The organism is Erythrobacter sp. (assembly GCF_035194505.1).
Taxonomy (GTDB): domain Bacteria; phylum Pseudomonadota; class Alphaproteobacteria; order Sphingomonadales; family Sphingomonadaceae; genus Erythrobacter.
On record NZ_CP136573.1, the window covers coordinates 2,723,022 to 2,748,357 of the forward strand.

Annotated in this window: 20 protein-coding genes and 1 pseudogene; 11 read left to right on the forward strand and 10 right to left on the reverse strand. The window is 67.5% G+C overall.

Translation table 11 applies throughout. The annotated features are described in order from the left end of the window. The first annotated feature begins 179 nt into the window (after nucleotides 1-179). The 5 genes from RSE14_RS13310 to RSE14_RS13330 all read left to right on the forward strand — a co-directional run bounded on the left by RSE14_RS13310 (nucleotide 180) and on the right by RSE14_RS13330 (nucleotide 5,879). On the forward strand, nucleotides 180-671 hold the full coding sequence (locus tag RSE14_RS13310) for a DUF4402 domain-containing protein (RefSeq protein ID WP_324074414.1): 492 nt from the start codon (nucleotides 180-182) through the stop codon (nucleotides 669-671). A 67-nt stretch (nucleotides 672-738) separates the two neighbouring features. After that, complete coding sequence (locus tag RSE14_RS13315; RefSeq protein WP_324074416.1) at nucleotides 739-1,560, forward strand: fimbrial biogenesis chaperone; 822 nt, start codon at nucleotides 739-741, stop codon at nucleotides 1,558-1,560. Between the two features lie 27 nt (nucleotides 1,561-1,587). Next, complete coding sequence (locus RSE14_RS13320) at nucleotides 1,588-4,206, forward strand: hypothetical protein (RefSeq protein ID WP_324074418.1); 2,619 nt, start codon at nucleotides 1,588-1,590, stop codon at nucleotides 4,204-4,206. A 118-nt stretch (nucleotides 4,207-4,324) separates the two neighbouring features. Beyond that, nucleotides 4,325-5,500, forward strand: coding sequence for a hypothetical protein (locus tag RSE14_RS13325; RefSeq protein WP_324074420.1), 1,176 nt, complete (start codon nucleotides 4,325-4,327; stop codon nucleotides 5,498-5,500). Nucleotides 5,501-5,513: 13 nt separating this feature from the next. Beyond that, nucleotides 5,514-5,879, forward strand: a complete 366-nt coding sequence (locus RSE14_RS13330) for an ArsR/SmtB family transcription factor (RefSeq protein WP_324074422.1) — start codon at nucleotides 5,514-5,516, stop codon at nucleotides 5,877-5,879. A gap of 41 nt (nucleotides 5,880-5,920) precedes the next feature. Here RSE14_RS13330 and RSE14_RS13335 read toward each other — a convergent pair whose 3' ends face one another. Genes RSE14_RS13335 through RSE14_RS13345 form a run of 3 tightly spaced genes read right to left on the reverse strand, consistent with a single transcriptional unit; the run spans nucleotide 5,921 to nucleotide 8,598 of the window. Continuing rightward, on the reverse strand, nucleotides 5,921-7,489 hold the full coding sequence (locus RSE14_RS13335; protein ID WP_324074424.1) for a SulP family inorganic anion transporter: 1,569 nt from the start codon (nucleotides 7,487-7,489) through the stop codon (nucleotides 5,921-5,923). A gap of 49 nt (nucleotides 7,490-7,538) precedes the next feature. Next, the gene (locus RSE14_RS13340) at nucleotides 7,539-8,204 is read right to left on the reverse strand and encodes a carbonic anhydrase (protein ID WP_324074426.1); all 666 of its coding nucleotides are present in this window, start codon (nucleotides 8,202-8,204) and stop codon (nucleotides 7,539-7,541) included. A 13-nt stretch (nucleotides 8,205-8,217) separates the two neighbouring features. Further along, on the reverse strand, nucleotides 8,218-8,598 hold the full coding sequence (locus RSE14_RS13345; protein WP_324074428.1) for an ArsR/SmtB family transcription factor: 381 nt from the start codon (nucleotides 8,596-8,598) through the stop codon (nucleotides 8,218-8,220). 144 nt (nucleotides 8,599-8,742) lie between these two features. Between RSE14_RS13345 and RSE14_RS13350 the strand changes: the two genes are divergently transcribed. The 4 genes and pseudogenes from RSE14_RS13350 to RSE14_RS13365 all read left to right on the forward strand — a co-directional run. Then, a complete protein-coding gene (locus RSE14_RS13350; protein ID WP_324074430.1) occupies nucleotides 8,743-9,447 on the forward strand; it encodes a VIT1/CCC1 transporter family protein in 705 nt (234 codons plus the stop codon). An 88-nt stretch (nucleotides 9,448-9,535) separates the two neighbouring features. After that, on the forward strand, nucleotides 9,536-10,018 hold the full coding sequence (locus RSE14_RS13355) for a (2Fe-2S)-binding protein (RefSeq protein WP_324074431.1): 483 nt from the start codon (nucleotides 9,536-9,538) through the stop codon (nucleotides 10,016-10,018). Further along, nucleotides 10,015-12,285, forward strand: coding sequence for a xanthine dehydrogenase family protein molybdopterin-binding subunit (locus RSE14_RS13360; RefSeq protein WP_324074433.1), 2,271 nt, complete (start codon nucleotides 10,015-10,017; stop codon nucleotides 12,283-12,285). The genes RSE14_RS13355 and RSE14_RS13360 overlap by 4 nt, the downstream gene beginning before the upstream one ends. 23 nt (nucleotides 12,286-12,308) lie before the next feature. Continuing rightward, nucleotides 12,309-12,764, forward strand: a pseudogene (locus RSE14_RS13365) (nucleotidyltransferase family protein); the annotation flags it as partial. A gap of 29 nt (nucleotides 12,765-12,793) precedes the next feature. Here the strand turns inward: RSE14_RS13365 and RSE14_RS13370 are convergent. Next, entirely contained in the window at nucleotides 12,794-13,801 is a 1,008-nt protein-coding gene (locus RSE14_RS13370) for an XdhC family protein (RefSeq protein WP_324074434.1), read from the reverse strand. A gap of 134 nt (nucleotides 13,802-13,935) precedes the next feature. On the opposite strand from RSE14_RS13370, the gene RSE14_RS13375 reads away from it, so the two are divergent. Further along, nucleotides 13,936-14,844, forward strand: coding sequence for an alpha/beta hydrolase (locus RSE14_RS13375; RefSeq protein ID WP_324074435.1), 909 nt, complete (start codon nucleotides 13,936-13,938; stop codon nucleotides 14,842-14,844). On the opposite strand, the gene eda is transcribed toward RSE14_RS13375, so the two are convergent. The 4 genes from eda to RSE14_RS13395 all read right to left on the reverse strand — a co-directional run bounded on the left by eda (nucleotide 14,841) and on the right by RSE14_RS13395 (nucleotide 20,230). Beyond that, on the reverse strand, nucleotides 14,841-15,449 hold the full coding sequence (gene eda / locus RSE14_RS13380) for a bifunctional 4-hydroxy-2-oxoglutarate aldolase/2-dehydro-3-deoxy-phosphogluconate aldolase (RefSeq protein ID WP_324074436.1): 609 nt from the start codon (nucleotides 15,447-15,449) through the stop codon (nucleotides 14,841-14,843). The two genes, RSE14_RS13375 and eda, sit on opposite strands and share 4 nt — an antisense overlap. A gap of 3 nt (nucleotides 15,450-15,452) precedes the next feature. Then, nucleotides 15,453-17,276, reverse strand: coding sequence for a phosphogluconate dehydratase (gene edd / locus RSE14_RS13385; protein WP_324074438.1), 1,824 nt, complete (start codon nucleotides 17,274-17,276; stop codon nucleotides 15,453-15,455). A gap of 6 nt (nucleotides 17,277-17,282) precedes the next feature. Then, on the reverse strand, nucleotides 17,283-18,722 hold the full coding sequence (zwf, locus tag RSE14_RS13390; RefSeq protein ID WP_324074440.1) for a glucose-6-phosphate dehydrogenase: 1,440 nt from the start codon (nucleotides 18,720-18,722) through the stop codon (nucleotides 17,283-17,285). 92 nt (nucleotides 18,723-18,814) lie between these two features. Then, nucleotides 18,815-20,230, reverse strand: a complete 1,416-nt coding sequence (locus RSE14_RS13395; protein WP_416379351.1) for a sugar MFS transporter — start codon at nucleotides 20,228-20,230, stop codon at nucleotides 18,815-18,817. A 166-nt stretch (nucleotides 20,231-20,396) separates the two neighbouring features. On the opposite strand from RSE14_RS13395, the gene RSE14_RS13400 reads away from it, so the two are divergent. After that, nucleotides 20,397-21,431, forward strand: a complete 1,035-nt coding sequence (locus RSE14_RS13400) for a LacI family DNA-binding transcriptional regulator (RefSeq protein ID WP_324074442.1) — start codon at nucleotides 20,397-20,399, stop codon at nucleotides 21,429-21,431. A 118-nt stretch (nucleotides 21,432-21,549) separates the two neighbouring features. On the opposite strand, the gene RSE14_RS13405 is transcribed toward RSE14_RS13400, so the two are convergent. Both RSE14_RS13405 and RSE14_RS13410 read right to left on the reverse strand, forming a co-directional pair. After that, on the reverse strand, nucleotides 21,550-24,324 hold the full coding sequence (locus RSE14_RS13405; RefSeq protein ID WP_324074443.1) for a phosphoenolpyruvate carboxylase: 2,775 nt from the start codon (nucleotides 24,322-24,324) through the stop codon (nucleotides 21,550-21,552). Beyond that, on the reverse strand, nucleotides 24,321-25,328 hold the full coding sequence (locus tag RSE14_RS13410) for a glucokinase (protein WP_324074445.1): 1,008 nt from the start codon (nucleotides 25,326-25,328) through the stop codon (nucleotides 24,321-24,323). Before RSE14_RS13410 ends, RSE14_RS13405 begins: the two co-directional genes overlap by 4 nt. Nucleotides 25,329-25,336 lie beyond the last annotated feature (8 nt).

The following is a 25,336-nucleotide window of genomic DNA, read 5'->3' on the forward strand; positions in this document are numbered from 1 at the left end:
CCTCCGTAGGCATACCTATGTCTCTGGCTGAAGCCCGCTAACCATCCGGCAGCGCGACCCCTGCTTGCGCGCCGCCGGATATCCCCTCGCGCCAATGACAGGACGGGCGCGGCCCGGCATCTGTAGTTCAGCCACGGCACAACGCCGCTGGACGAGACCAACCAGAAAGGACCTACCCAATGAACAAGCTGTTTGCCGGAGCCGTCGTGCTCGCCTCGCTCGCTGCCGCCACCTCGGCCAATGCCCAGTCGGCTGATGCCGGCGCCGGTGCGAAGATCATCGCCCCGCTCGAAATCTCCAACGTCGCCGATCTCTACTTCGGCACCGTCGCGCCTTCGACCACGGTTGCCGACCGCGTCGTCGTGCTGGCCGACGGCAGCCGCAAGTGCGGCCCGGCGCTGACCTGCCTCACCGCCGATCACACCGCTGCGGCCTTCGCCGTGACCGGTGAAGCCGACGCTTTCTACACCATCTCGCTCCCCAAGGAGATCAAGATCGCGAACGAGAACGGCACCGCCATGCTGGTGTCGGAATTCACCGGCTCGAAGTCGGGCGGCCAGCTGCTCAAGGGTGAAGACAGCTTCACCGTCGGTGGCGCACTCGATGTCGGCGTGCGTCAGGAAGCCGGCAAGTACACCGGTAGCTTCACCGTCGCTGTCGAATACCAGTAATCCAGCTCCCGACCCCCACCCGCCAGACCCCCAAAGACCAACCCCTGCCATTGTAAGGTCTTTTCCCATGATCCGTTTTCCCGTCCTCGCCGCGGCTGTCGCGGCGCTCGCCGCCCCTGTGCCTGCCGCTGCCGAACTGCTGGTCGCCCCCACCCGCGTGGTGCTGACCCCGGACGCGCGCTCTTCCGAACTCGTGCTCGTCAACAAGGGCGCCGAGACCGCCGCCTTCCGCATCGCGATCGAAAACCGCCGGATGCGCGAGGATGGCAGCCTTGAAGAAGCCGCCACCCCGCAACCTGGCGAGGCCTTTGCCGATGACAAGCTGCGATACTCCCCGCGCCAGCTGGTGCTTGAACCCGGTGCGCGCCAGGTGGTGCGGATCATGGCCAGCGCGCCGGGCACGCTCGCGCCGGGCGAGTATCGCTCGCACCTGCGGCTGATGTCGGCCCCGGTCAGCGCCGGCACGACCCAGCTCGCCGGAGAGGCGGGTAGCGACAACAGCCTTTCGATCGAACTGGTCGCGGTCCGCTCGATCACCATCCCGGTGATCCTGCGCGTCGGCAGCCTTGATGCCAGCGTGACGATGGACACCGCCGCGATGGCCGAAGACGCGCCCGAGCAGCTCGTGGTCCACCTCACCCGTTCCGGCACCCGCTCGACCTATGGCGATGTCAGCCTGACGGTCGAAGGCGAGAAGGAGCCCGCCTGGCTGGTGCGCGGGGTTGCGATCTATACCCCCAACACGGCGCGCGACGTGATCCTGCCGCTGCCGCCCGAAGTGCGCGCCCGGCTCAAGGGCCAGCGGGTGCGGATCGACTATGTCTCGACTGACGCTGCCGCTCCCGCCGATGCGGGCAAGCGCCTCGCCAGCCTCACCGCGGCGCTCTGAGCCCATGGCCTGCCGCGGTCCCTACCCATGTCCCGCCGTCCTTTCCGGCCGCAGCGCCTGCTGTCCCTTGTGCTGTGGTGCTGCGCCGCCGGACTGCTGGCGGCCGTCCCTGCCCCGCTTCGGGCGCAGGGTGCTGCCGAGGATGGGGGCCTGTTCGACCGGTTGTTCGGCACCGATCCCGCCGCCGAGCGCGCCGGTCAGGCCGCTGACGGGCTCGCCCTTCCGGCCCTTTTCGCCGATGGCAAGCTGATTGCTGACACGATCCCCTTGCAGGATCTGGGCGCCGGTGGCGGGCAATGCGTGGCGATCGCACCGCTGCTCGATGCGCTGGAACTGGCTTGGGAGCAGCCACAGGCGGGCGCGGATATCGCGATAACGCTGCCCGATCCGCGTCGCACCGTCATCCTGCCCGCCGCCATGCTGCTGCCCAGCCCCAGCGGGGACTGTCTGCCGCTCGCTGACCTGCCCGATGTCCTGCCGCTCTCGCTGTCGCATGATAAGGTGAGCCAGCGCCTTGTGCTCGAGGCGCGGGCGAGCCTGCCGGTGCTGATGCGCCTTGCCCGGGCAGAGCGTCAGTCGCGGCTGCGGCCCGAGACCCTGCGGCCCGATTTCCCTTTGCTTGCCCGTCCTGAGGCTGCCGTGCGGTTGTGGAGCGCGGATGTGGCCGCCGCAATGGCGCTGGGCGCACAAGGCCGGCAGATATCCGGCTCGGTGCTGGCGAGTGGTGAGGTTTTCGGGCTTGCCGGACGGCTCAGCCTTGCCGCCACCAGCGACGGGCGCCTGACCCCCGGCTTTGCTCTCACGCAGGCGCGTGACACCCCCGATCTGCTGGGGCCATTGGGCGCGCGCAGCCTGGCGCTTGGCGATATTGCCGCGCCGGCCCAGCCGCTGATCGCCGACAGTCTTTCGGGACGCGGGCTGGTGATCTCCTCGCGCGCGCCGTGGAAGGCTGACTTGCTCGACACGATCACGCTTTCCGGCCCGCTGCCGCAGGGATGGGAGGCCGAGCTGTGGCACGAAGAACGGCTGGTCGCGGTGACGCGCGATCCCGATGCCGCGGGCAACTGGGTGTTCGGCGAAATCCCCTTGCGGATCGGCGCAAACCGCTGGGAGGTGCGGCTCTACGGCCCCAATGGCGAGAGCGAGAGCCAGGTCTTCACGCGGATGGTGGGCACCGAGATGAATGCCGAGAACGAGATCGGCTACAGTTTCGGCGTGGTCGATGGCGGACGGCCGCTGCTGGGTGCGGTGCTGGCGGGAGAGCCTGCCGGGCCGACCGCCTTTGCCAGCCTCGACTGGGGGATGAGCCCTGCGGTGACCGCGCGGCTCGATCTGCGCGCCGGGCTCGCGGGCGCGCCCGCGCTGGCGCTCGGGTTCAATGGCGCGCTGGGCGGCGGATTGTGGGCGGTCACGGCTGCGCGGGATCGGCTGGGCGGCATCGGCGGGGCGATCAGGCTCGCCCGGCGCATCGGCGCGCAGGACATCACCTTCGATCTTGCCCGTCACGGCCGCGATGACGGGCCGGGCCTGCCGCAACCGGTTCGGGAATTTGCGCAGGTCGTCTCGCTTGGTGGGCAGGGGCGCATCGGGCTCGGATGCCTGAGCCTGCCGTGGCAGGCGCGGATGCTGAGCGGCGATCTGCGCCGCGGGGGCAAGCGGCAGGCGCTGGCGGCGCGGATGGTGCTGCCGATGGCCGACTGGCAGGCGAACCTTGCGCTGGGTGCGGTGCGCGAAGGCAGCGCGCCATGGCAGGGCACGGCCGCACTCGGCCTTACCGCAAGGCGCGGAAGCTGGCGGCTGCGCAGCGGGTTGACCGCCGCCGATCGCGGGGGCTGGTCACTGGAAGGCGCAAGCCTCAGCGCCGCGCGCAATTTCGGCGAGGGCGCGCTGGCGCTCGATCTCGACTGGCAGGCGCAAAGCGGACGGCTGGGCGGCGGCGTGACGTTCAGCCAGCAGCTCGGCCCCTTCGGTCTCAGCGCCAGCGCCGGGCGGCAGGGTGATGGCTGGCGCTTCGGGATCGGGCTGACGATGGGCCTATGGCGCGGGCCGGAGCGCTGGGCGAGCGCGCCCGCGGGGATCGCCCGCAGCGGCGCGATCATGGCCGAGATGTTCGTTGACGATGATGGTGATGGCGCGCGCGATTCAGGTGAAAACGGCGTTGCGGGCGGGCGCTTCGTGGTCGATGCGGCGCTGCGGCGCGAGACGACCGACGGTGCCGGGCGTGTGCTGATCCGCGGAGTTCCGGCAGGGCCGGATGTCGATATCGAGACGCAGATGTCCTCGCTCGAGGATTTCACTCTGCGCCCCGCGCGCGCTGGAGACCGGCTGGCGCTGCGCCCGGGCGAGGTGCGCCATGTGCTGGTGCCGCTGCGTCCCACCGGCAGCATCGAGGTGCAGGTGCTGCTGGCAGCCGGTGACCGGCAGACGCCGCGTTCGGGCGTGCCGGTGGTCTTGCGCGATGAAGCAGGGCGCGAGGTGGCGCGCGCGATGACCGATTTCGACGGCTTTGTGCTGTTCGACGCGCTGCCTTTAAGCGCCAGCTTCCAGGCCGAGGCGCAGGGGCAGGTCTCGGCCCCGCTCGCCCTGTCGCGCGAGGCACCCGACGGGGCCACGCGCCTGCTTCTGCCCCCGGCAAATGGGGCGTGACAGGCGACAATTCATATATCTACAAAAGAGAATGGTTTTGAAGATATATTGAATTTTTCAGACAGGAACGGCTCGTCTAGACCGCGCTCCGCAAGTGCCAAGGCGAAAGGTCCTGATCGTGGATAGAGCCAGTTTCCAACCCCAAGCCGTCTCCGACACATCCGGGAGCGAGGCGCTGCGCGCTGTGCCCAAGGCGCCTTCGCCGCTGCGGGTGGTGGGCGGCGGGTTGCGTCTGGCCGAGCCTGTTGCCGCGCCCGATCCGCAGTGGGACGCAGGCTTTGCGGCCTTGCGCGATTGGCTCGGCATTGCGCTTGATCCGGTTGCCGCACCGCGCGCTTCGGGACTGCGCAAGATGGCCGACTGGGCGCGCAGCCCCGCTTCCGCGATCATCCCGCAATTCGCCCCGTGGGAGGTGTTCTCACCAGTCACCCTGCAGCCTGGTGCATCCGCCGATGGCCCCCGTGCCGATTGGATGGTGAGCTATATGTTCGAGCATGGTCCGGGCAGCGCGGTGCGCGCCGGGACGCTCGATTTCGCCCTGTTCTCGCCCCATCCTTCCGCCTGCACGCGGGACGAGGAAGGCGCCCTGCCATTGCCTCGCCTCGCGGTGATCGAGGCGATGCTGCACGCCGCCCGCGCCGAGGGTCGCACGCGGATCGCGATCCTGGTGTCGGCCTCGCAGCGCAATGCCTTCGCCAGCCGGTTGCTAAGGGCCGACCGCAATCTCACCCGCGAGGGGATGACGCTTGAAGTGCTGGCGATCGAGGCGGCCCTTCCGGGCCTCGCCGATTCCAGCCCGCGCTGGGACGCGGTGATCGTCATGCCCGAATGGCGCAGCATCGTCTTCACGCTGGTTGCGACCGCCACGGGGCGCAAGGGCCCCTGGCCGCTGCTGTGGTTCGCCAATGGACAGGCGCTGGTCCGGGCTTCGAGCGAGGGTCTGGTCGAGGCGGGTGGGCGGCTTGCGCTCGATGCCCCGGTGCTGATCCAGACGCTCGCGCTGACCCTGCATCATTGCGGCATGGCGGCGGCTGCGCGCCGACTGCACGAGGCGGCCACCCGGCTGCGCGACAGCGGCATCGTGACAGTCTCGCGCGGATCCTCGGTGCCCTATGCCCGCACGCTCGAGGATGCTGATTTCCTTGAGCTAGTCTGCGCCGGCATGGGCGAAGGCCACCGCGCCGCGCCGCATTGGCAGGCCCTTGCGGCGAGCCTTTCCTGCGGAACAATCGCGGCCCCGGCGCGTCTTAGTCTTATTGCGTCCAATGCCTCCCCCCTGACCGCTCATTCCTGAAAGGTTCACCCCGATGCCAAGCCGCAAGATCGTTGCCAACGAATTGGCCAATGTGCTCCGCCAGATCTCGCATCCGGACCGGATCCGTCTGCTGCTCAAGCTTCAGGCGGGGGATCTGACGGTCAACGAACTGGCCGACGCGCTGGAGATTCCCGCCACCCGCGTCTCGCAGCATCTGGGGGTGCTGCGCGCCATCGCGCTGGTGGAGACCGAGGCTCAGGCCCAGAAGCGGGTCTACCGTCTCAACCAGCCCGAACTGGCCGACTGGCTGATCGACGGTATCGATTTCATCGCGCACCGGCTTGGCCGTGCCAGCGAAGCGGATATCGCCACAGCCAAGGAGCTGTGGCACCGCGAGGCACTCGAACCGGTTCACTGAACCGGTCCGTGCAGCCCCCCCCTCGCTGCCTGTACGCCCGTTCAGGCTGCGGGGCGGCGCATCAGCGCGGGGATGTCGGTCTTGCTCGGATCCTGCGAGCGCCGTCCGTAACGCTGCACCAGCTCGTTCCATTCGACGATCAGGCTCCCGCCGGTGCTCTGGTGGAGCTTCTCCCACGAGGCCAGCATTTCGAGGCAGGCGTGGTCGATATAGTCGAGCTTCTCGACATGGATGTGCACCTCCGATCCGCGCGGCGCCTGTTCAAGCGCGCCCGATAGCTGCGGGATCGAGAAGAAGGTGGCCGAGCCCGTCATCAGCACATCGGTGCGATTGGTGTCCTGCTCGTGGGTCACTTCGATCGAGAGGTGCGAGAAGGTGTACACGAGCTTCAGGGTCGCCAGCACGAAGCCGAGGATCACGCCGGTCAGCAGATCGATCGCGACCACCCCGCCCAGCGTGACGAAGTAGATCGCCAGCTCCTGCTTGCCGAATTCGGCGATCTTGCGGATCTGCGCGATGTTGACCAGCTTGTAGCCGGTGAACACCAGGATCGCGGCGAGCACCGCGGTCGGGATCTCGTTGAGCACGAAGGGGAAGGCGACCACCGCCAGCAGCAGCCACACGCCGTGCATGATCGCCGAGATGCGGGTGGTTGCGCCTGCTTCGACATTGGCGGCCGAACGCACGATCACGCCGGTCATCGGCAGCGCACCGAATGCGCCGCAGATCAGATTGCCGATGCCCTGCGCGCGCAGTTCCTTGTCGTACTGGGTGCGCACGCCGATGTGCATCTTGTCGACGGCCGTGGCGCACAGCAGCGTTTCGGCGCTGGCGACGAAGGCGAACACGATGCCGAGCGTCAGGATGTCGGGATCCATCGCGCCCTTCAGCGCGTCCATGGTGGGGATGTTGAGCGCATCGGTGAGGTTGGCGGGCACGGCCACCAACGTGATCGGCAGCGCGAAGATGAAGGCGAAGATCGTGCCGACGATCACCCCCAGCAGCGGCCCGGGCAGCAGCGCGAGGCTCTTGGGCTTGAACTTGTTCCACAGGGTGATGGTGGCGATGGTGATGATCCCTGCCATCGCGGCAAGATGATGGACCGAGCCATCGGCCGGGAAGACCTTGATGATCGCCTCGGGAATTGCCGCGAGATTGGCAAGGCCGCCAGAGCGCGGCGCATCATCGAGCATCACGTGGAACTGCGAGGCGAAGATCAGCACCCCGATCCCCGCCAGCATCCCGTGGATCACCGAGGGCGAGATCGCGCGGAACCATTGCCCCAGCTTCAGCACCCCGGCGAGCAGCTGCAAGGCCCCTGCGATCAGCCCGATCACGCCGAGCATCATCAGCCCGTGTTCCTGCACCGCCTGGTAGACCAGCACCGCCATCCCTGCCGCCGGGCCGCTCACCTGCAAGGGCGAGCCGGCCAGGCTGCCGACCACGATCCCGCCGACGATCCCGGTGATCAGACCCAGCGCCGGCGGCGCGCCCGATGCGATCGCAATCCCCATGCACAGCGGCAGGGCGACGAGGAACACCACGATCGAGGCGAGAAAGTCTCGTCCGACGATTGCGGATGACATGGTGGACGTGGCGGGCGAGGTCATGGGCAGGGGTGCTCCGGGGAAGGGGGCGGAAGAACGGGGCGCTGGCGCCTCAATGCGCGTGATGGGCCACCGCAGCTTCCGCGAGGTCGGCGGCATAGCGCTCCTCGACGGTGATCCACGTGCCGGTCACCTCGTCATAGGCCGAGACCTCGCCGGTCTTGATGTCATAGACCCAGCCATGCAGCTGGACTGCCTTCTGGGCGAGCGCGACGGCCACAGTCGGGTGGGTCTTGAGATGCTGCAACTGCAGGATGACGTTCTGTTCGAGCAGCATGCGCATCTTGGCATCGGGATCGAGCCCGGCGCCAAGCGCCTCGGTGATATCGACTGCACCCTGCGAATAGCCCAGCCATTCGCGCACGTGCGGCAGGCTTGTCAGCCCGTCGCGGTTCATCGCGCCCTTCATTGCGCCGCATTCGGTGTGACCGCAGATCACGATGTGCGGGATGTGCAGCGCGCCGATGGCGAATTCGATCGAGGCGGTCATGCCGCCGGTCTGGTTGGTGTGCGGGGGCACGATATTGCCCGCGTTGCGGCAGATGAACAGCTCACCCGGATCGGTCTGGGTCAGCATGGCGGTCTCGATCCGGCTGTCCGAGCAGGTGATGAACAGCGCCTCGGGGCTCTGGCCGGTGCTCAGACGCTCGAACAGCGCCTGCTTTTCGGGGTAAACCTCGCGCTGGAACTTGATGACGCCGCGGGCAAAGTTCGACATTGGGATATTCCTTCTAGCTGGAAGTCGCAGGGGTGCCGGTGGTCCACAGCTCGCGCACTTCGTTGATTTGCAAGCTTTCACCCATGCGGTGACGGACCTCGACGAATTCGAGTGCCTCGACGATCCATGCGGCGATGCCGGGATGGGTGAGGCGGTAGAAATGGTTGCGGCCCTCGCGCCGGTCTTCGACGATGCGGTGACTGCGCAGCAGGGAGAGGTGCTGGGAAATGCGGGTCGCGGGCAGATCGAGCGCGAGGGCGATGCCGCCGACATCCTGTTCGCCGAGCCGCAGCTCCTCGATCAGCCGCAGCCGATCGGGATGGGCGAGCAGCTTGAGCAGCTCGGCCAGCTCGCGCGATACCATGATCCGGCTCGGCAATATGTCCTCCCACATATTCATATCTTTGCAGATATTCAGATGACAACCTATGTAGGAAACCTGAGTCGGTCAAGACCCGAGCCTTGCAATCTCCGCCTCAGGGGAGGAGATTGGCTCGGGCGCAGCCGGAGTCTTGTCCGGTTACTGGAGACATGAGCCATGCCGAGACCGAGCGCACATCCCGATGATCCGCACTATGTCCACCGCACCGGCTGGCTGCGCGCCGCGGTGCTGGGGGCCAATGACGGGATCGTCTCGGTCTCCTCGCTGATCCTCGGGGTGGCGGCTGCCACGCCTGATCGCGGGGCGGTGATGGTGGCGGGTGTGGCGGGGCTGGTGGCAGGCGCGATGTCGATGGCGGCGGGCGAGTTCATCTCGGTCTCCTCGCAGGCCGATAGCGAGGCGGCTGACATCAAGCGCGAAGAGCAGGCGCTGGTCGATACGCCCGAGCATGAGCTGGAAGAGCTGGCGGCGATCTATCAGGCGCGCGGCCTCATGCCCGAAACGGCGCTGACCGTGGCGCGCGAGCTTTCCGCCAAGGATCCGCTCGGGGCGCATGTGCGCGACGAACTGGGCCTCAGCGAACATCTCGCTGCGCGGCCCTTGCAGGCGGCGCTGGCTTCAGGGGTGACCTTCAGCGCGGCGGCGGCGGTGCCGCTGGTGGCAGCATGGCTCGCGCCTGCGGGCCTGATCGTAGCGCTGGTGCTGGGCGTGTCGGTGGCAGTGCTGGCGATCCTCGGCGCGCTCGGCGCGCAAGCTGGCGGCGCTCCGCTGGTTCCGGCGACTGTGAGGGTCGTGGGCTGGGGGATCTTCGCCATGGCCGTGACTGCGGCGATCGGTTCGCTGTTCGGCGTGAGCGTGTAAGCTGAGGCCTGCCGTTTTTGACATGGCCGCGCCCCGGCTCGGCTGCTAGAAGGCGCACTCGCAAAACACGGGGCAAGGAGCCAGACGCGTGGCAATCGGTTTTTCGGTCAATGGCAAGGATGTGAGCGTTTCGGCTGAGCCCGATACGCCGTTGCTGTGGGTCTTGCGCGAGGATCTTGCGCTCACCGGCACCAAATTCGGCTGCGGCATTTCCGCCTGCGGGGCCTGTTCGGTGCATGTCGACGGGCAGCTCACCCGCTCGTGCAGCGTGCCCGTCAGCGAGATTGCCGGCAAGGCGGTGACCACGATCGAGGGCCTGAAGGCCGAGGACGGCACGCTTCACGCGGTGCAGCAGGCCTGGATCGACGCGCAGGTGCCGCAATGCGGCTATTGCCAGTCGGGCCAGATCATGGCCGCCGTGTCGCTGATCGAAAGCGCCGGCACGCCGTCCGATGCGCAGATCGACGAGGTGATGACCAATATCTGCCGCTGCGGCACCTATCCGCGCATCCGCAGCGCGATCCTTGCCGCCACCGGCCGCGCCGCGGCCACCGTGCAGGGAGAGGCATGATGGCTGATAATCCCAACCCCAATCTCGAAGAGATCGAAACCGGCCCGGCCGAGACTGCGCCGGTCAAGAAGAAGGGCGTCAAGCGCCGCATCTTCCTTGCCGGGTCCGCGCTGCTGGTGGGCGGCGGCATCTTCGGCGTGTGGTGGACCGACAAGTCCGCCAAATCGACCGCCAAGGCGCTGATTGCAGGCGAGGGCGAGCACGCCTTCAACACCTGGATGAAGATTGCCGAAGACGACACGGTCACGGTCTATTCGCCGCATATCGATTTCGGTCAGGGCTCGCACACGGCCCTTGGCCAGATGCTGGCGGACGAGCTTGATGCCGACTGGACCAAGCTCAAGATCGAACAGGCTCCGGCCGATTTCGCCTTCGCCAATGCGGACCTTGCCAAGGGCTTCCTGCCCGAAATGGCGGGTGAGACGCTGGCAGGCCTGCTGCCCGATGCGGTGATCGGCATGATGGCGCGTTCGATGCCGATCATGATCACCGGCGGCTCCTCCGCGATCCGCTTCACCGGCGAGGTTGGCATGCGCACAACCGGCGCGGCGGTGCGCGCGGCGCTGATCGCCGAAGCAGCCGACCGGCTGGGCGTGCCGGAAAGCGAGCTCACCACCGCCGACAGCAAGGTCACCCATGCCAAGTCCGGCAAGTCGCTGCGCTATGGCGAGCTGGCGGCGGGCGCTGCCGGACGCTCGCTGGCGAGCGATCCCGTGCTCAAGACCCGCGATCAGTGGAAGCTGATCGGCAAGCCCGTGCCCCGGCGCGACATCCCGGCCAAGGTCGATGGCTCTGCGGTCTACGGGATCGACTTCACCCTGCCCGAAATGCGCGTGGCGACCATTGCGGCCGCGCCGGTGCGCGGCGGCACGCTGGAATCGGTCGACGAGGCCCCGGCCATGGCGGTCTCCGGCGTCGAGAAGGTGGTGAAGCTGCCCGATGCCGTGGTGGTGATCGGCAAGGGCTACTGGGCCGCGACCAAGGGGCTCGCCGCGCTTACGCCCAAGTTCACCGACGGCGGCCATGCGGCGGTCTCGACCCCGGCGATCTATGCCGCACAGGCCAAGCTGCGCGCAGGCGGCAAGCCCGATAACGAAGGCGGCGAGGGCGATGTCGATGCGGCTTTCGCGGCGGATGGCGTGCAGATGGTCGAGGCGGAATACCGCGTCCCCTTCATCCACCATGCGATGATGGAGCCCTTCGCGCTGACTGGCCATTTCAAGGACGGCAAGCTGACTATCTGGGGCGGGTTGCAGGATCCGCTCAGCACCCGCAATCGCGCGGCCAAGGCAGCCGGGCTCGATGTCGAGAACGTGATCTTCCATCCGATGATCATGGGCGGCGGCTTCGGCCGGCGCTTCCCCGATGTGGTCGAGATCATCGACCAGATCGCGCTCGTCGCCAAGCAAGTCCCCTATCCGGTCAAGCTGGTGTGGAGCCGCGAGGAGGAAGTGCGGCACGGCACCTATCGCCCGCAATCCTCCGCCGGGCTCAAGGCCTCGCTCAAGGATGGCGCGATCACCGCGCTGCGGATCGACTATGCCCAGAGCGGCAATGCCGAGGGCGAGGTGCCCTTCATCTACGCCATCCCGGCCACCTCGCGGCGGCATTTTGCCTATCAGTCGAACCAGATCGACGGGCCGTGGCGCTCGGTCAATGCGACCCAGCTTGGCTTCTACACCGAAAGCTTCATGGACGAGCTCGCCGCAGCTGCGGGCGAGGACCCCTACCAGTTCCGCCGCAAGCATCTGGCGCAAGGCTCGCGCCACCAGAAGGTGCTTGACATGGTGGCCGAACGTTCGGGCTGGGGCAGTCCGCTGCCCGCAAGCACGGGCCGGGGGATCGCGATTGTCGAGAGCTTCGGCACCATCGTTGCCGAGGTGATCGAGGCGACCACCAAGGAAGACGGCTCCCCCAAGGTCTTGAAGGCCTGGGCGGTGGTCGATTGTGGCACCACGGTGAACCCCCTGAATGCCGAAGCGCAGATTGCAGGCGGCCTCATCATGAGCCTGTCGGCGGCGATCGGCGAGGCGATCACGCTCGACAAGGGCGCGGTGGTCGAGAGCAATTTCGGCGATTACCCGATCCTCAAGCTCGCTGACGCGCCGCCGCAGATCGATGTCCACTTCATCGAGAGCGGCGCGAAGACCGGCGGGATCGGCGAACCGGGCACGCCGCCCGCGACCCCGGCGCTGGCCAATGCGCTGGCGGCGGCGACGGGCAAGCGCATCCGCAACCTGCCGCTGCTGACCCAAGCCAAGGCTTGATCCTGCGCGGCTGGTCGGCGCTGGTGCTCGCTGCCGGGGCGGGGCGACGCTTTGGTAGCGACAAGTTGCTGGCGGATTTTGCGGGCGCGCCGGTCATCCGGCGCACTGTGGACGCGGTGCTGGCGGGCGGATTTGACGCGGTGCTGGTGGCGACCGGCGCCGCCCACGCGTCCATCACCGAAGCGCTTGCTGGCTGTGACTGCCGCATCCTTGAGGCCCCCGATTGGGAGGAAGGCATGGCCGCCTCGCTCCGACGCGGGCTTGCGGTCTTGCCTCCGCAAGCGAAGGGCGTGTTTATCTTCCTCGGCGATATGCCGCTGGCGCCGGTGGAGCTGTGCGACCTGCTGGCGCAGTTGGCCGAACAGGCGGGATATGCCGCAAGGCCGCGTGTGGCAGGCCAGCCCGGCCATCCGGCGGCCTTCACCCGCGCGGCCTTTGCCGAACTGGCGCAGCTTACAGGTGATGTCGGCGCGGCGGCCCTGCTGAAGGGACGCACCGAAGGCGTCGCCTACCTCGATACCGAGGAACGCGGCGCAGTGCTTGATATCGACACCCCGGCCGATCTTGCCGAGGCTGCCCGCGCATGGGCCGCCTGCGCCACCTCCGCCACCAGCGACAGCGCGATTTCGCGCGGGGACTTGCCGAAGCCCTGAAGCCCGATCGGCGCGTGGAGCCGCGCGATTTCCGCCTCGCTCACCCCATGCCCGCGCAGCTTGGCGAGCCGCGCATCGAGCCGCGCCCGCGCACCGATGGCACCGACATAGAAGGCGGGCGAGGCGAGCGCTGCGGCGAGCCCGCGTTCGTCATCCTCGCGGTCATGCGAGAGCACCGCAATGGCGGTCCATTGGTCGATGCCGATGGTCGCCAGCGCCTCGGCGGGGGCGCAGCGATGGTAGATGATGCCGTCCAGCGGCGGCGGTGCGTCCGGTCCGCCGGGGGTGACGAGCGCAACCTCCATCCCCGCCTCCAGCGCAATCGCTGCGGCAGAGAGCGCCGCGCCGTCCTCACCGATCAGCAGCAGCCGCGTGGTGGGCGCAAACAGGCGCGCGTAACCGCTGCCGTTCCAAGCAAAGGCGCTCGCTTCCCCCGCAGGTTCCACAAGGCGCGCAGTCCCGTCGCTCGACCAGACAACAGGCTGGCGTGTCGCATGGCTTGCCACCAGCGCTGCCAATGCCGCATCGCCCGCCGCGACTGGCTCCACCAGCACATCGATCCCGCTCCCGCAGGCCAGCTTGATGTCGATCCACGGACTGCCCTCGCCATAGCGCAAGGATCGCGGGGTGCCCTCGGCCATGGCTTCGCGGCCATGGCGGGCGACATCTGCCTCGATGCAGCCGCCCGAGAGGAAGCCCCAATATTCGCCCGCCGTGACCAGCATCTGCGCGCCCGCATCGCGCGGGGCCGAGCCGTCGACCGCCACCAGCGTCGCAATCGCGCAAGGCTCTCCCGCCGCCAGCACCTCGGCAAGCGGGCCTCTGATATCGTCAATCGGGGCGGTCATTCGCCAGGAGGTCATGCGCGGGCGTTTCCGGGAAAGCGGGTGACCGGCTGTAATCCCCGCTCGGGCCGCGCGCAATTGCCTTGCCCGGTGGCCAAATGGCGCAGGGCTGTTATTTTCGCGGCAAACAAAACCTTGCGGGGAGTGGGATCTTGGCACGTTTGCTGACCTTGCTGATGGCGGTGCTGGCGCTGGCGGTATCGCCTGCGATGGCGCAGGATCAGGGGCGCACTATCGAGTATGAGCGCGTGCCTGCCGCAGGGCTCCCCGATCAGCGCCTCTCGATCTGGCTGCCGCCGGGCTATGACGCTGGGGGTCAGCGCTACCCGGTGCTCTACATGCATGACGGGCACAATCTGTTCGACGTCAAGAAGTCGAACTTCAACAAGATCTGGGCTGCCGACACAGCGATGCTGGCAGCGGTGGCGAGCGGCAAGGTGGAGCCGCATATCATCATCGGCATCTGGGCGCCCGGGCCTGACCGGCACCGGCAATATCTCCCGCGCAGCCTCTATGATCTGACATCGGGCAATCTGCGCGCGCAGATGGACGGGATGACGGCGGGCGGGGTGATCTCGCAGCACTATCTCGCGTGGATCGCCGGGCCATTGAAGAACTGGGTCGATGCGAGTTTCCGCACCCGTCCGGGACGGGATGATACCGCGATTGTCGGCTCCAGCATGGGCGGGCTGATGAGCTGCTATGCCTTTCTCGAACAGCCTCAGGTGTTCGGGCGCGCGGGCTGCGTCTCTTCGCACTGGCCCGCGGTCGATCCGCGCGCGATTGATGCGGCGCAATTGCAGGGCCTGTGGGACGGATGGTTCGCCGCAAGGCTCGGTGCACCCGATGGTCGCCGCGTGTGGATGGACCACGGCACGGCAACGCTTGATGCCTTTTACGCGCCCTACCAGCAGGTGGTGGATGCGCGCATGGTGGCGCAGGGCTGGCAGAAGGGCCGCGACTTCGAAAGCCGCGTCTACGAAGGCGCAGAGCACGAGGAAAACGCCTGGGCGGCGCGTCTGTCCGAGATTTTCGGCTGGCTGCTCGCCAAGCGCGACTAACGCAGCGCGAAGGCCTCGCGCGCGAGCTTTTCGATCACCGGCTTGTCGGGCGCGCCCTTGGGGGAAACCCAGCTGCCGCCCACGCACAGGACGGGATCGAAGGCGAGCCATTCGGGCGCGTTCTCAAGGCTGATCCCGCCGGTCGGGCAGAAACGCACATTGCCGAAAGGCGCGGCGAGCGCCTTCAGCGCCGGAAGTCCGCCTGCCGCCATGGCCGGGAAGAACTTGAACCGGTCGAGCCCGAGATCGAGCCCGCGCATGATGTCGCCCGCATTGGCGATGCCGGGGAGGAACGGCACGCCTGCCGCAACCGCTGCCTTGCCGAGCGGCTCGGTGAGGCCGGGCGAGACGATGAACTCGCTTCCCGCTTCCAGCGCGGCATCAAGCTCGCGCGGGTTGGTCACCGTGCCTGCGCCGACGATTGCACCTTCGACCGCCTTCATCGCAGTGATCGCTTCAAGCGCGGCCGGGGTGCGCAGCGTGACTTCGAGCACGCGCAGGCCGCCTGCCACCAGCGCCTCGGCAAGCGGCACCGCGTGGGCGACCTCGTCGATCACGATCACCGGGATCACCGGCGCGGTGCGCATGATGGCGTCGATATTCATCGCTTACATTCCTCCGGTGGCGAGCCCAATTGCGAGCATTGCGCTGGCACCTTGTTCGGCCCCGTCGGCAAAGTGGCGCATCATGCCGAACAGCTCGCGCCCGGTGCCGCTTTGCCCTTGCGGATCGGGCGCGGGCTCGCGGGCGGAAAGATCGGCGGTGGTGGTGAGTTCGCAGGTGACCGCGCAGACCTTCACCATGTCGCCATCGCGCAGCCGCGCGAGCGGGCCGCCGCCGAGTGCTTCGGGGGTGCAGTGGATCGCGGCGGGCACCTTGCCGCTCGCGCCCGACATGCGGCCATCGGTGACCAGCGCGACCTTGAACCCGCGATCCTGCAACACGCCCAGCGCCGGGGTGAGCTTGTGGAGTTCGGGCATGCCATTGGCGCGCGGCCCCTGGAAGCGGACCACCACCACCACGTCGCGGTCAAGCTCGCCTGCCTTGAACGCGGCGGCGACGGCGGCCTGATCCTCGAACACGCGGCAAGGTGCTTCGATGGTCCAGCGCTCGCGGTCCACCGCCGAGGTCTTGAAGCAGGCGCGCCCGAGATTGCCGGTGATGAGGCGCATGCCGCCATCGGGCTTGAAGGGGTTGGCGACGGGGCGGAGCATGGTGTCGTCCATGCTGGGGCCGACATCGCGCCACACCAATGCCTCTCCATCAAGGCCGGGTTCGCGGGCATAGTCGCTGAAGTCCCCGCGCCCGACCGTCAGGATGTCGCCATGGGCAAGGCCGCTCTCGAGCAGCTCGCCGATCACGTAACCCATGCCGCCCGCCGCGTGGAACTGGTTCACATCGCCCGAGCCATTGGGATAGACCTGCGCGATCAGCGGGACGGCGCCCGACAGTTCGCTGAGGTCGTCCCAGTCGAAGATCACGCCCGCTGCGCGCGCCATGGCGGGAAGGTGGATCGCGTGATTGGTGGAGCCGCCCGTGGCGAGCAGGCCGACAGCGGCGTTGATCACCGCCTTCTCGTCCACACACAGGCCGAGCGGGCGGTAGTCATCGCCCTTGCGGCCGATCGCCGCGACCCGGTGCACCGCCTCGCGGTCCAGAGCCTGGCGCAGCTGCGTGCCGGGCTGGATGAAGGCGCTGCCCGGAATGTGCAGGCCCATCATCTCCATCATCATCTGATTGGAGTTGGCGGTGCCGAAGAAGGTGCAGGTGCCGGGCGAATGGTAGCTTGCCATCTCGCTCGCCAGCAGCTCGGCGCGGGTGGCCTTGCCTTCCGCATAGAGCTGGCGGACGCGCTGCTTTTCCTTGTTGGGAATGCCGGTCGGCATCGGGCCGGAGGGCACGAAGATGGTCGGTAGGTGGCCGAAGCGCAGCGCCCCCATCAAAAGGCCGGGCACGATCTTGTCGCAGATGCCCAGCATCAGCGCGCCGTCATACATCGCGTGGGACAGCGCCACCGCCGCCGACAGCGCGATCACATCGCGGCTGAACAGCGACAGCTCCATGCCGACTTCGCCCTGCGTCACCCCGTCGCACATTGCCGGAGTCCCGCCTGCCACCTGCGCCGTGGCGCCGATTTCGCGGGCGTAGATCTTCAGCCGGTCGGGATAGCGGCCATAGGGCTGGTGGGCCGAGAGCATGTCGTTGTAGCTGGTGACGATGCCGATATTCGCACCGCGACCTGCCACCAGCGCGGCCTGATCTTCCAGCGCACCGGCATAGGCGTGGGCGAGGTTCGAGCACGACACGGCGCTGCGCTCACCCATGTTGTCGCCTTCGCGGCGGATCAGATCGAGATAGGCGCTGCGGGTCGGCTTCGATCGCTCGATCACCCGCTGGGTGACGCGGTGAAGGGTGTCGTTGAGAGTGCTCATGCCAGTTTACTCATGCCACGTTACGCCGTCGCGTTCGGCCAGCGCGATGGCGGCACTCGGCCCCCAGCTGCCGGCGGTATAGGTTTTGGGAGTGAGGCCTTCGCTCGCCCAGCCTGCGCGGATCGCATCGACCCATTCCCACTGCGCCTCCACCTCGTCACGGCGCACGAACAGGGTCTGGTCACCCTCGACCAGATCGAGCAGCAGGCGCTCATAGGCGATGCGCCGCACCGCGCCGGTGAAGGCGTCGGGCATGGCGATGTTGAGCGGCACCTGCCGCAGGCGAATGCCCTCGCGGTCAAGGCCGGGCACCTTGGTCATCAGCGACAGGGTGATGTTCTCTTCCGGCTGGATGCCGATCACCAGCCGGTTGGGCTGCATCGTCGCCCCGCGTCCGGCAAAGATCGAGTGCGGCACGCAGCGGAACTGGATCACGATCTCGGTCACGCGCTTGGGCATTCGCTTGCCGGTGCGAAGGTAGAAGGGCACGCCCTTCCAGCGCCAGTTATCGACATGGCCCTTGATCGCCACGAAGGTCTCGGTGTCGCTGTCCTTGCCCAGCTCCTCGTCATAGCCCGGCACGGCCTGTCCGCCGATGGCTCCGGCGCGGTACTGCCCCGTCACCGTCTCGCCCGCGGAAACGGGGCGCAGGGCGCGCAGCACCTTGACCTTCTCGTCACGCACCGCGGTCGCATCGAAGTGGGCGGGCGGCTCCATCGCGACGAGCGCCAGCAGCTGGAGCATGTGGTTCTGCACCATGTCGCGGATTGCGCCGGCATCATCGTAGAAGGCAACGCGCCCTTCGAGGCCCACCGTCTCGGCGACAGTGATCTGCACGTGATCGATGTGAGCGGCGTTCCACAGCGGCTCGAACATCAGGTTGGCAAAGCGCAGCGCGAGGAGGTTCTGCACCGTCTCCTTGCCGAGATAGTGGTCGATCCGGAAAATCCGGCTTTCCGGGAAGGCGCCCGCGACCGCATCATTGATCTCGCGGCTGGAGGCAAGATCGGTGCCCAGCGGCTTTTCAAGGCACATGCGGACATTGTCGCCCGTCAACCCGGCGGACTGGAGCCCCTTGATGGTCGGGCCGAACAGGCTGGGCGCGGTCGAGAGGAAGATCGCAAGGCCGCGCTCGGGCGTGCCGACCTTCTCGGCCAGCGGCCCGTAACCTTCCATCGCGGTCGCATCGAGGGTCTGGTAGGCGAGGCGATTGAGGAACCCCGCCATGCTCCCGCGCCGTTCGGCGGGCAGATACTTCTCCAGCGCGGCGCGGGCGAAATTGCGATATTCGCTGTCCGACATCGCGCTGCGGGCGGTGCCGATGATCTTGATGTCGGGCGCGAGCAGCCCGTCGGCATCGAGCGCGAACAGGCTCGGCAACAGCATGCGCTGGGCAAGGTCGCCGGTGGCTCCGAACAGCAGCAGGCGGTCAGCGGTGAAACCCATGGCGGATAGCCCCTTGTAACGTCGCGTCCTAACTAGGCGCGCGACGCTACAACTGCCAGTTCAGCGCATACTTATTCAAGCCACACTATGCCCTACGCGGGCTTTCTGGCGTAAAACCCGAAGCCTGCAATGATCGCATAACAGGAAATTGGCAGGATCATCGCCGTGCCAAGGCTGCCGCTGGCGTCTGCAAGGATACCCGTCAGCAGCGGGATCACCGCGCCGCCGAAGATGGCGATGTTGATGATCCCTGATCCGTCTGCCGCCTGCGCGCCCAGCTTTTCGCAGGCGAGGCTGAAGATCGTCGGGAACATGATCGAATTCATCAGGCCCACGGCCAGCAGGCTGTAACCCGCTGTCGTTCCGGTGGCGCTGGTGGAGAACAGCACCAGCGCAATCGCGCCTGCCGCAACGCCGGCCAGCACCATGCCGGGGCTGACGAAGCGCAGCACCGCCGAACCGATGATCCGCCCCACCAGCGCGCCGCCCCAATAGATGAAGATGAGGTCGCCCGCGGCTCGTTCCGTGAGGCTCATGACGCTGTCCTGCATCAGATAGCCGACGATCAGCGAGCCAATCGCGACTTCCGCGCCGACATAGAGGAAGATGCACAGCGCCCCGAAGGAAAACCGGGTGCGGGTTAGCAGCGGGTTGCCCCACAGCCAGATCGCCGGACCTGCGATCAACAGCGCGATGCCGGGCAATTCCATGCCCTGAATCACCATCCAGCCACCGACGATGATCGGTACCAGTCCGGCCACATAGCGTCCGGGCGTCGTCAGCGCGGCGTCTCGGGCGGCAGAGGCATCATGCGGCAGCTTGTTGCGATAGACCCACACCACCGCCGCGATCACGGCGAGCGCCACGGCAAGGCCGATATAGGTCGAAACAATCGCCGCGCTTTCCGCTGTGCGATAGGCGTCAAGCTCGGCCCCGCTCAACTCCTTGGCGGAAACCCCGGCCAACCCGCCGAGGATCAGGCCCGATCCAACGCGGGGGAAGATCGTGGTGCCAAGGCTGTTGAACGCCTGCGCAAAGGTCAGGCGGCTGTGCACGGTTTTCTGCGGCCCCAGCAGGCTGATGAGCGGATTGGTGACAACCTGCACCACCACAACCCCGCTGGCGAGAATGAACAAGGCGCCCAGAAACAGGCCATAGGTGGCCGTCTGGCTGGCGGGGATGAACAGCAGGCAGCCGGCCATCATGGTGAGCAGGCCCACAACTGCCCCGCGCATATACCCGACGCGTTTGACCAGCTCTGCCCCCGGGATGCCGATCAGCAAATAGGCGGTGAAGAAGCAGAACTGCACCAGCATCGCTTCGGTGTAGCTGAGCGTGAAAAGTTCCTGCAGCTTGGGCAGGATGACATCATTGAGCGAGGTTATCCCGCCGAAGATGAAGAACAGCGCGAAGACGAAATAGTTGAGGCCCGGTGCGTGGACCTGCGGCGTATCGCCTGCCCCTTGCGCATAATCCCCCGCCGCGCCTGCTCCCGGTGCCATTGCCATCGCTGATCCCTCTCCCCGCGCGCGGTTGCTCCGCGCAGCTGTGTTGCGAACGTTCACAATTCGCGCTCACATGTCAACTTGCAAGAGACCTGGATGGTTTTCCAGTGCGAATAGCAATGCAAGCCAGCCTTGCGCGGGGATAAGCTTGCGCCCTAGAGAGGAACCCATGAACGGGGGACCCAAGAGACGGCCGACATCCTTCGATGTGGCGGAGCGGGCGGGCGTCAGCCAGCCGACCGTCAGCCGTGCGCTGTCGGGCAGTCCCGCGATTGCCGAGGCGACCCGTCGCAAGGTGATCGAAGCGGCTGAAGCGCTGGGCTATTTCGTCGATGAACGCGCCGCGCGGCTGCGGCGAGGCTCCACCGGCACGCTCGCGGTGGTAGTGATCTGCCGCGAGGGCGACAGCGCCTCCTCCATCAATCCTTTCGCCTATGCGCTGCTCGGGAGCGTGTGCGTCGCCGCGTCGGAGCGCGGGTTCGAGACGCTGGTGAGCTTTCAGGCCCGCCCCGACGATTTCTTCGGCCACTATCAGGAACAGGGCCGCGCCGATGGCCTTGTCGTGATCGGCACCACCACCAATGCGCCCGCATGGGAGTATTTCCGCTCGCTCGAGGACGAGGGGCGCAAGGTCGCCTATTGGGGCTCGCCGTTTGACGAGCTTGACTGGGTGCGATCGGATAACCGCGCGGCCGGAAGGCTGGCGGTGGAGCATCTGCTGGCGGCGGGTTACAAGCGCCCGTGCTTCCTTGGCGCGCTGAACACGCCGCAGGTGCAGTTCACCGAGCGCTATGAAGGCTATGCCGAGGCGATGCGCGCCGCCGGGCTGGAGCCGTGCCTTGTCCCCACCATCAATGCCGAGACCCGCGAGGAGGAAGGCCGCCGCGCCGCGCGCGGGCTGATCGAGCGGGGGTTGATCGAACAGGGCGATGTCGATGCGGTGTTCGCCGCCTGCGATGCCATGGCGCTGGGCGCGATCGAGGCGCTGGCGGCGGCGGATATCGGCGTGCCGGACGCAGTCGGCGTGATGGGGTTCGATGATCTCGTCGCTGGCCGCTTCAGCCGCCCGCCGCTCACCACCCTCGCGCCCGATCCGGCCGAAGCCGGCGCAGCGCTGGTCGAGGCGGTGCTGGACGAGGATGGCACCAAGGCGCGCCGCCGCGTGCCGGTCAGCCTGATCCGGCGGGGCAGCACGGCGCGCTGAAAATCGCCAAAAGCGGCAAATTTACACCCCCTCTAGCCTCGCTTTGACCCCGAGATGAGGTGCAGTTGGCAGGCGAGGGGCAATGTTTCACGTGAAACATTGCGGCCCTTGCGAGCCCTCAACCATGCGCTCCGAACTCGTTGGCGATGGCGGTCGAGATCCTCAGGCTGAGCTCCTGTGCGGTGGCGATCGGCGTCATGAAATCACGCTCGATCGCGCCGTAGCCTTCCCCGCCGCCATCGGGATAATCGGAGGGTTCGTCCAATGGGAAATCGCGTGGCCCGGGCACTCTGACGGGGAAGGCACGGCGCAGCTGGGCGAGTGCCTCGTCGACGCGCAGGGACAGCACCATGTCGATCACGTCGCGGCGGCTGATGTCGTTGGCGCGGCTGAAGGCGGGGACGCCCACCGCCTTGAGGAACATGTGCTGGAGCAGCGCCAGTCGCAGCGCCTGCAACACCCCGATCCGGCGGCGCACCGCCTCGCGGTCCTGCGCGGGGGTCTCGTCCGGCACCAGATCACTGAGACGGTGGAACTTCAACGCGTCGATCCGGAGGCGCGAGGCGAGGCGGCGGAACACCCCGGTGCGATCATCTCCGACGAGATATTCGGCCAGCGCCGCGCAAGGCCCCGCAAGGTGATCCTCGGAGCCGCGATAGGTGCGGCTCGCCCAATAGGCCGAGTTGAACAGCTCGCCGTAAGCCGCCACGGTCTTGATGCTGGTAAGCCCGTTGGCGGCCCGCACCAGCCGCATGATCTGGCGCCCGCGCGGGCTATCGGTCAGCAGAGCGGCGATTTCCTCGCGATTGCCGTCCGCCGCGCTGCCGATCCCGGCGATGACATTCACCGGATAGCCCAGCTGCTGGAGGATCGCATTGTGCGGGATGGCGCGGATCTGGCGCAGGCTCATCTCGCGGTCGGCATTGATGTCGCTCTGGCGGCGCGAAACGCGGCTGCCGGTGGGGTTCAAGAGCCCGAGGCCAAAGGCCGTCACCGCGCGCGAATAGGTGCGGCTGGCCAAGTGATCGCCCTGATGCTCCTTCACCGCGCGGTAGAAATCGAGGCTCAGGTCCGTGCGGTGGTAGAAGGGATCGGCGGGCGCGGCGATATCGGTTTCGGCCGGGCGCAGTTCGGCGATGCGCGACAGGGTGGCGAGTGCCAGTTCGGGCGTGGCGAAGAACAGATAGCCGTCCCCGCCCTGAAAGCTCACCTCCGGCTCCAGCCGGATCCCCGCCCGGGCAAAGCGCCGCCGCGCCCAAGGGGACAGTGGCCATTCGATCCGGTCGCGGAACGAGGCGGGGTGCGCGCCGCGACCCATGCTTTCGCCATGGGTGTTGAACACCAGCGCGGCAACATCGCCGAGGCCGTTCGCCGCCATCGCTTCGGCGAGGCGGCCCTGAAGGCGCTCGATGGCGAGCGCGGCGGGCACCTGCCCGACGAACCGCCCGGCATCGGAAAAGCCGGTCTGCACCGCCACCCGCCCGCGGGCCCGCGCATAGGCGCGGTAGGCCGGCTCAGCCAGCAGCGCGTCGAGGAAGCGGCCGCCATGCTCCAGCGCGGTCTCGGTCTCGAACAAAGGCGAGACATCAACCTTGCCCTCGACCCCGAACAGCTTGGCGAAATAGAGCGCGGCGAGCACCGTGGCGGGCTGTTCGCACTCGGCCACCAGCATGCGGATCGGCGCGTCGGCATCGATGTGCTTGAGGATCTGCGCCATCGCGAGGAACTGACGGATCGCGGTCGAGCTTTCGGTGGCGAGCGCGGCGAAATTGGTGCGCAGCGGTTTGGCCTCTTCCACCAGCCTGCGCAGGGTGGCGATGGCCCCCTTGCTGGCGAGGTCGATGGTCTCGTGGTCGCCCATCCGGCGGCGGACCGCGTTGTGGAGCTGCTTGGCGTTCACCCGGAAATGGATCCACCCCATGCCCAGCCCGTCTGCGCGCATCGCAGCAGCGAGGGTCAGCAGCCTGATCGCCCGCGGCGGTGCGGCGCTGGCCGCTTCGTCTTCAAGGGTAGCGATCAGCGGGGTGAGCGAAAGCAGGTTCTCCGCGCTCGGCATGGTCAGGCGGTTGGCCGCCTCGGCCAGCGCTTCGGCGCTCGACAGGTCGCCCGCGAAATCCGCGGCTCGCGTGGCAGCGAAAGCGGTGGCGGGGCGCAGAACCCCGAGCAAGGCATGGGCAGGATCAATCGCTTCAAGGCTGGCGGTGTAGCGTGCCAGCCGCTCGGCCTTTTCAGACAGGCGGAAGGCGATGGATGTGTGCCAGCCGATATCGGTGCGCCCGTCCATGTCGTAGCCGACCCAGCTGGCGAAGCGGAACGGCAGCGGGCGCAGGGACTGCCATTCCTGCGGCCAGCGGCTCTGCGCCTGCTCCAGCAGCCGGGCGACGATCACATCGCGTGCGTCCTGGGCGCGGGCCATGGCAGCCAGGGCGGCGCGGTGTTCGTGTTCGAGCGTGACGCCTGCCCGGGTCGGCGGAACTGCGCAGACCACGTCGCCCGCGTCTTCGCCAGCCGAAGCCGAGGCCGAAGCCGCAACCGCAACCGCCTCGCTCTGCGCAGGGGTGAGCAGGAAGGTGGGGTGGGCGGTGAACACGGCGTGGAGCTGCGGACGCTCCCAGCGGGCAGCGAAATCCGCGAAGTCCTCATCTTCACCGGCGAGCGGTGCCGCCGGGCCTTGCGGCGCGAGCAGGCGGCGCAGCTTGCCCGCGCGGGCCTTGAGGCCTTCGCATTCCAGCTCGGCCACCAGCGCACCCATGTCATCAAGGCTGATTTCACCGCCTTCCAGCGCGCGCGACAGATCGAGCGAGAGCTGGAACACCGGATTGAACAGCGGCGTCTCGCGCGTGCGCTGGTGCAACTCGCCGAGCCGCGCGTCGAGCGCTGCGATGGTCTTCACGCGGGGGCTCCCGGCGGCGGCAGGTGCTCGGAAGCATAGGCGGCCGCCGCGCCGAACAGGCCGGGCTGCGGGTGCACGATCAGCTTGACCGGGATCGAGGCCATCAGGCTTTCGAACCGCCCCTTGGCCTTGAACCTTTCGGCAAAGCCGGATGCGAGCAGGGTGTCGCGGATGCGGTAGCCAAGCCCGCCGGCGATCACCACGCCTGCAAAGCCGCCCTGCGCCAGCGCCAGGTCGCCCGCCACCGATCCCAGCGACAGGCAGAAGCGATCGATTGCCGCAGCGGCCAGAGAGTCTTCGCCGCTGGTACCAAGCGTCCAGATCTCGATCGCGTCACGTTCCGGCACGCTGCGCTGTTCGAGCGCGGCGAGCGCGTGATAGATATCGACGATGCCGGGGCCTGCCACCACGCGCTCCACCGAGACACGGTTGTGGCGGCGGCGCAGGCGGGCAAGGATCGCATCCTCGATGGAATCGAGCGGGGCAAAGTCGATATGCCCGCCCTCGGTCGCCTGCACGCGGTAGGCGCTACCCGAGCGCCAGAGATGGGCAACGCCAAGGCCTGTGCCCGGCCCGATGACGCTGATCGTGCCGTCATGTCCAAGGGGTTCGTCCGGCCCTGCAAGGTGGAGGAACTGGCTGGCATCCGCGCGCGCCACGGCATGGGCCACGGCAGCGAAATCATTGACGATTGTGAAGCGCTCGACATCGAGCTTTTCGGGGATCAGCGGCGGGCGGATGATCCAAGGATTGTTGGTGAAGCGGATCACCGGATTGAGGTTGCCGGGGCTGCCCACAGGCCCTGCAATCGCCATGCTGACGACGGCGGGCAGGGTGCCGCCCATACGCTCGCGGAAGGCTTCCCATGCGGTCTGGAAACTGGCGTGATCGGCGGTGTGGAGCGTCTCGGGCTCGCCCAGCGTGATCGCTCCGTCCGCGGCAATGCTCGCGATGGCGAAACGCGCATGGGTTCCGCCGATATCGACCGCGACAACTTCGTGCATATTCGTCT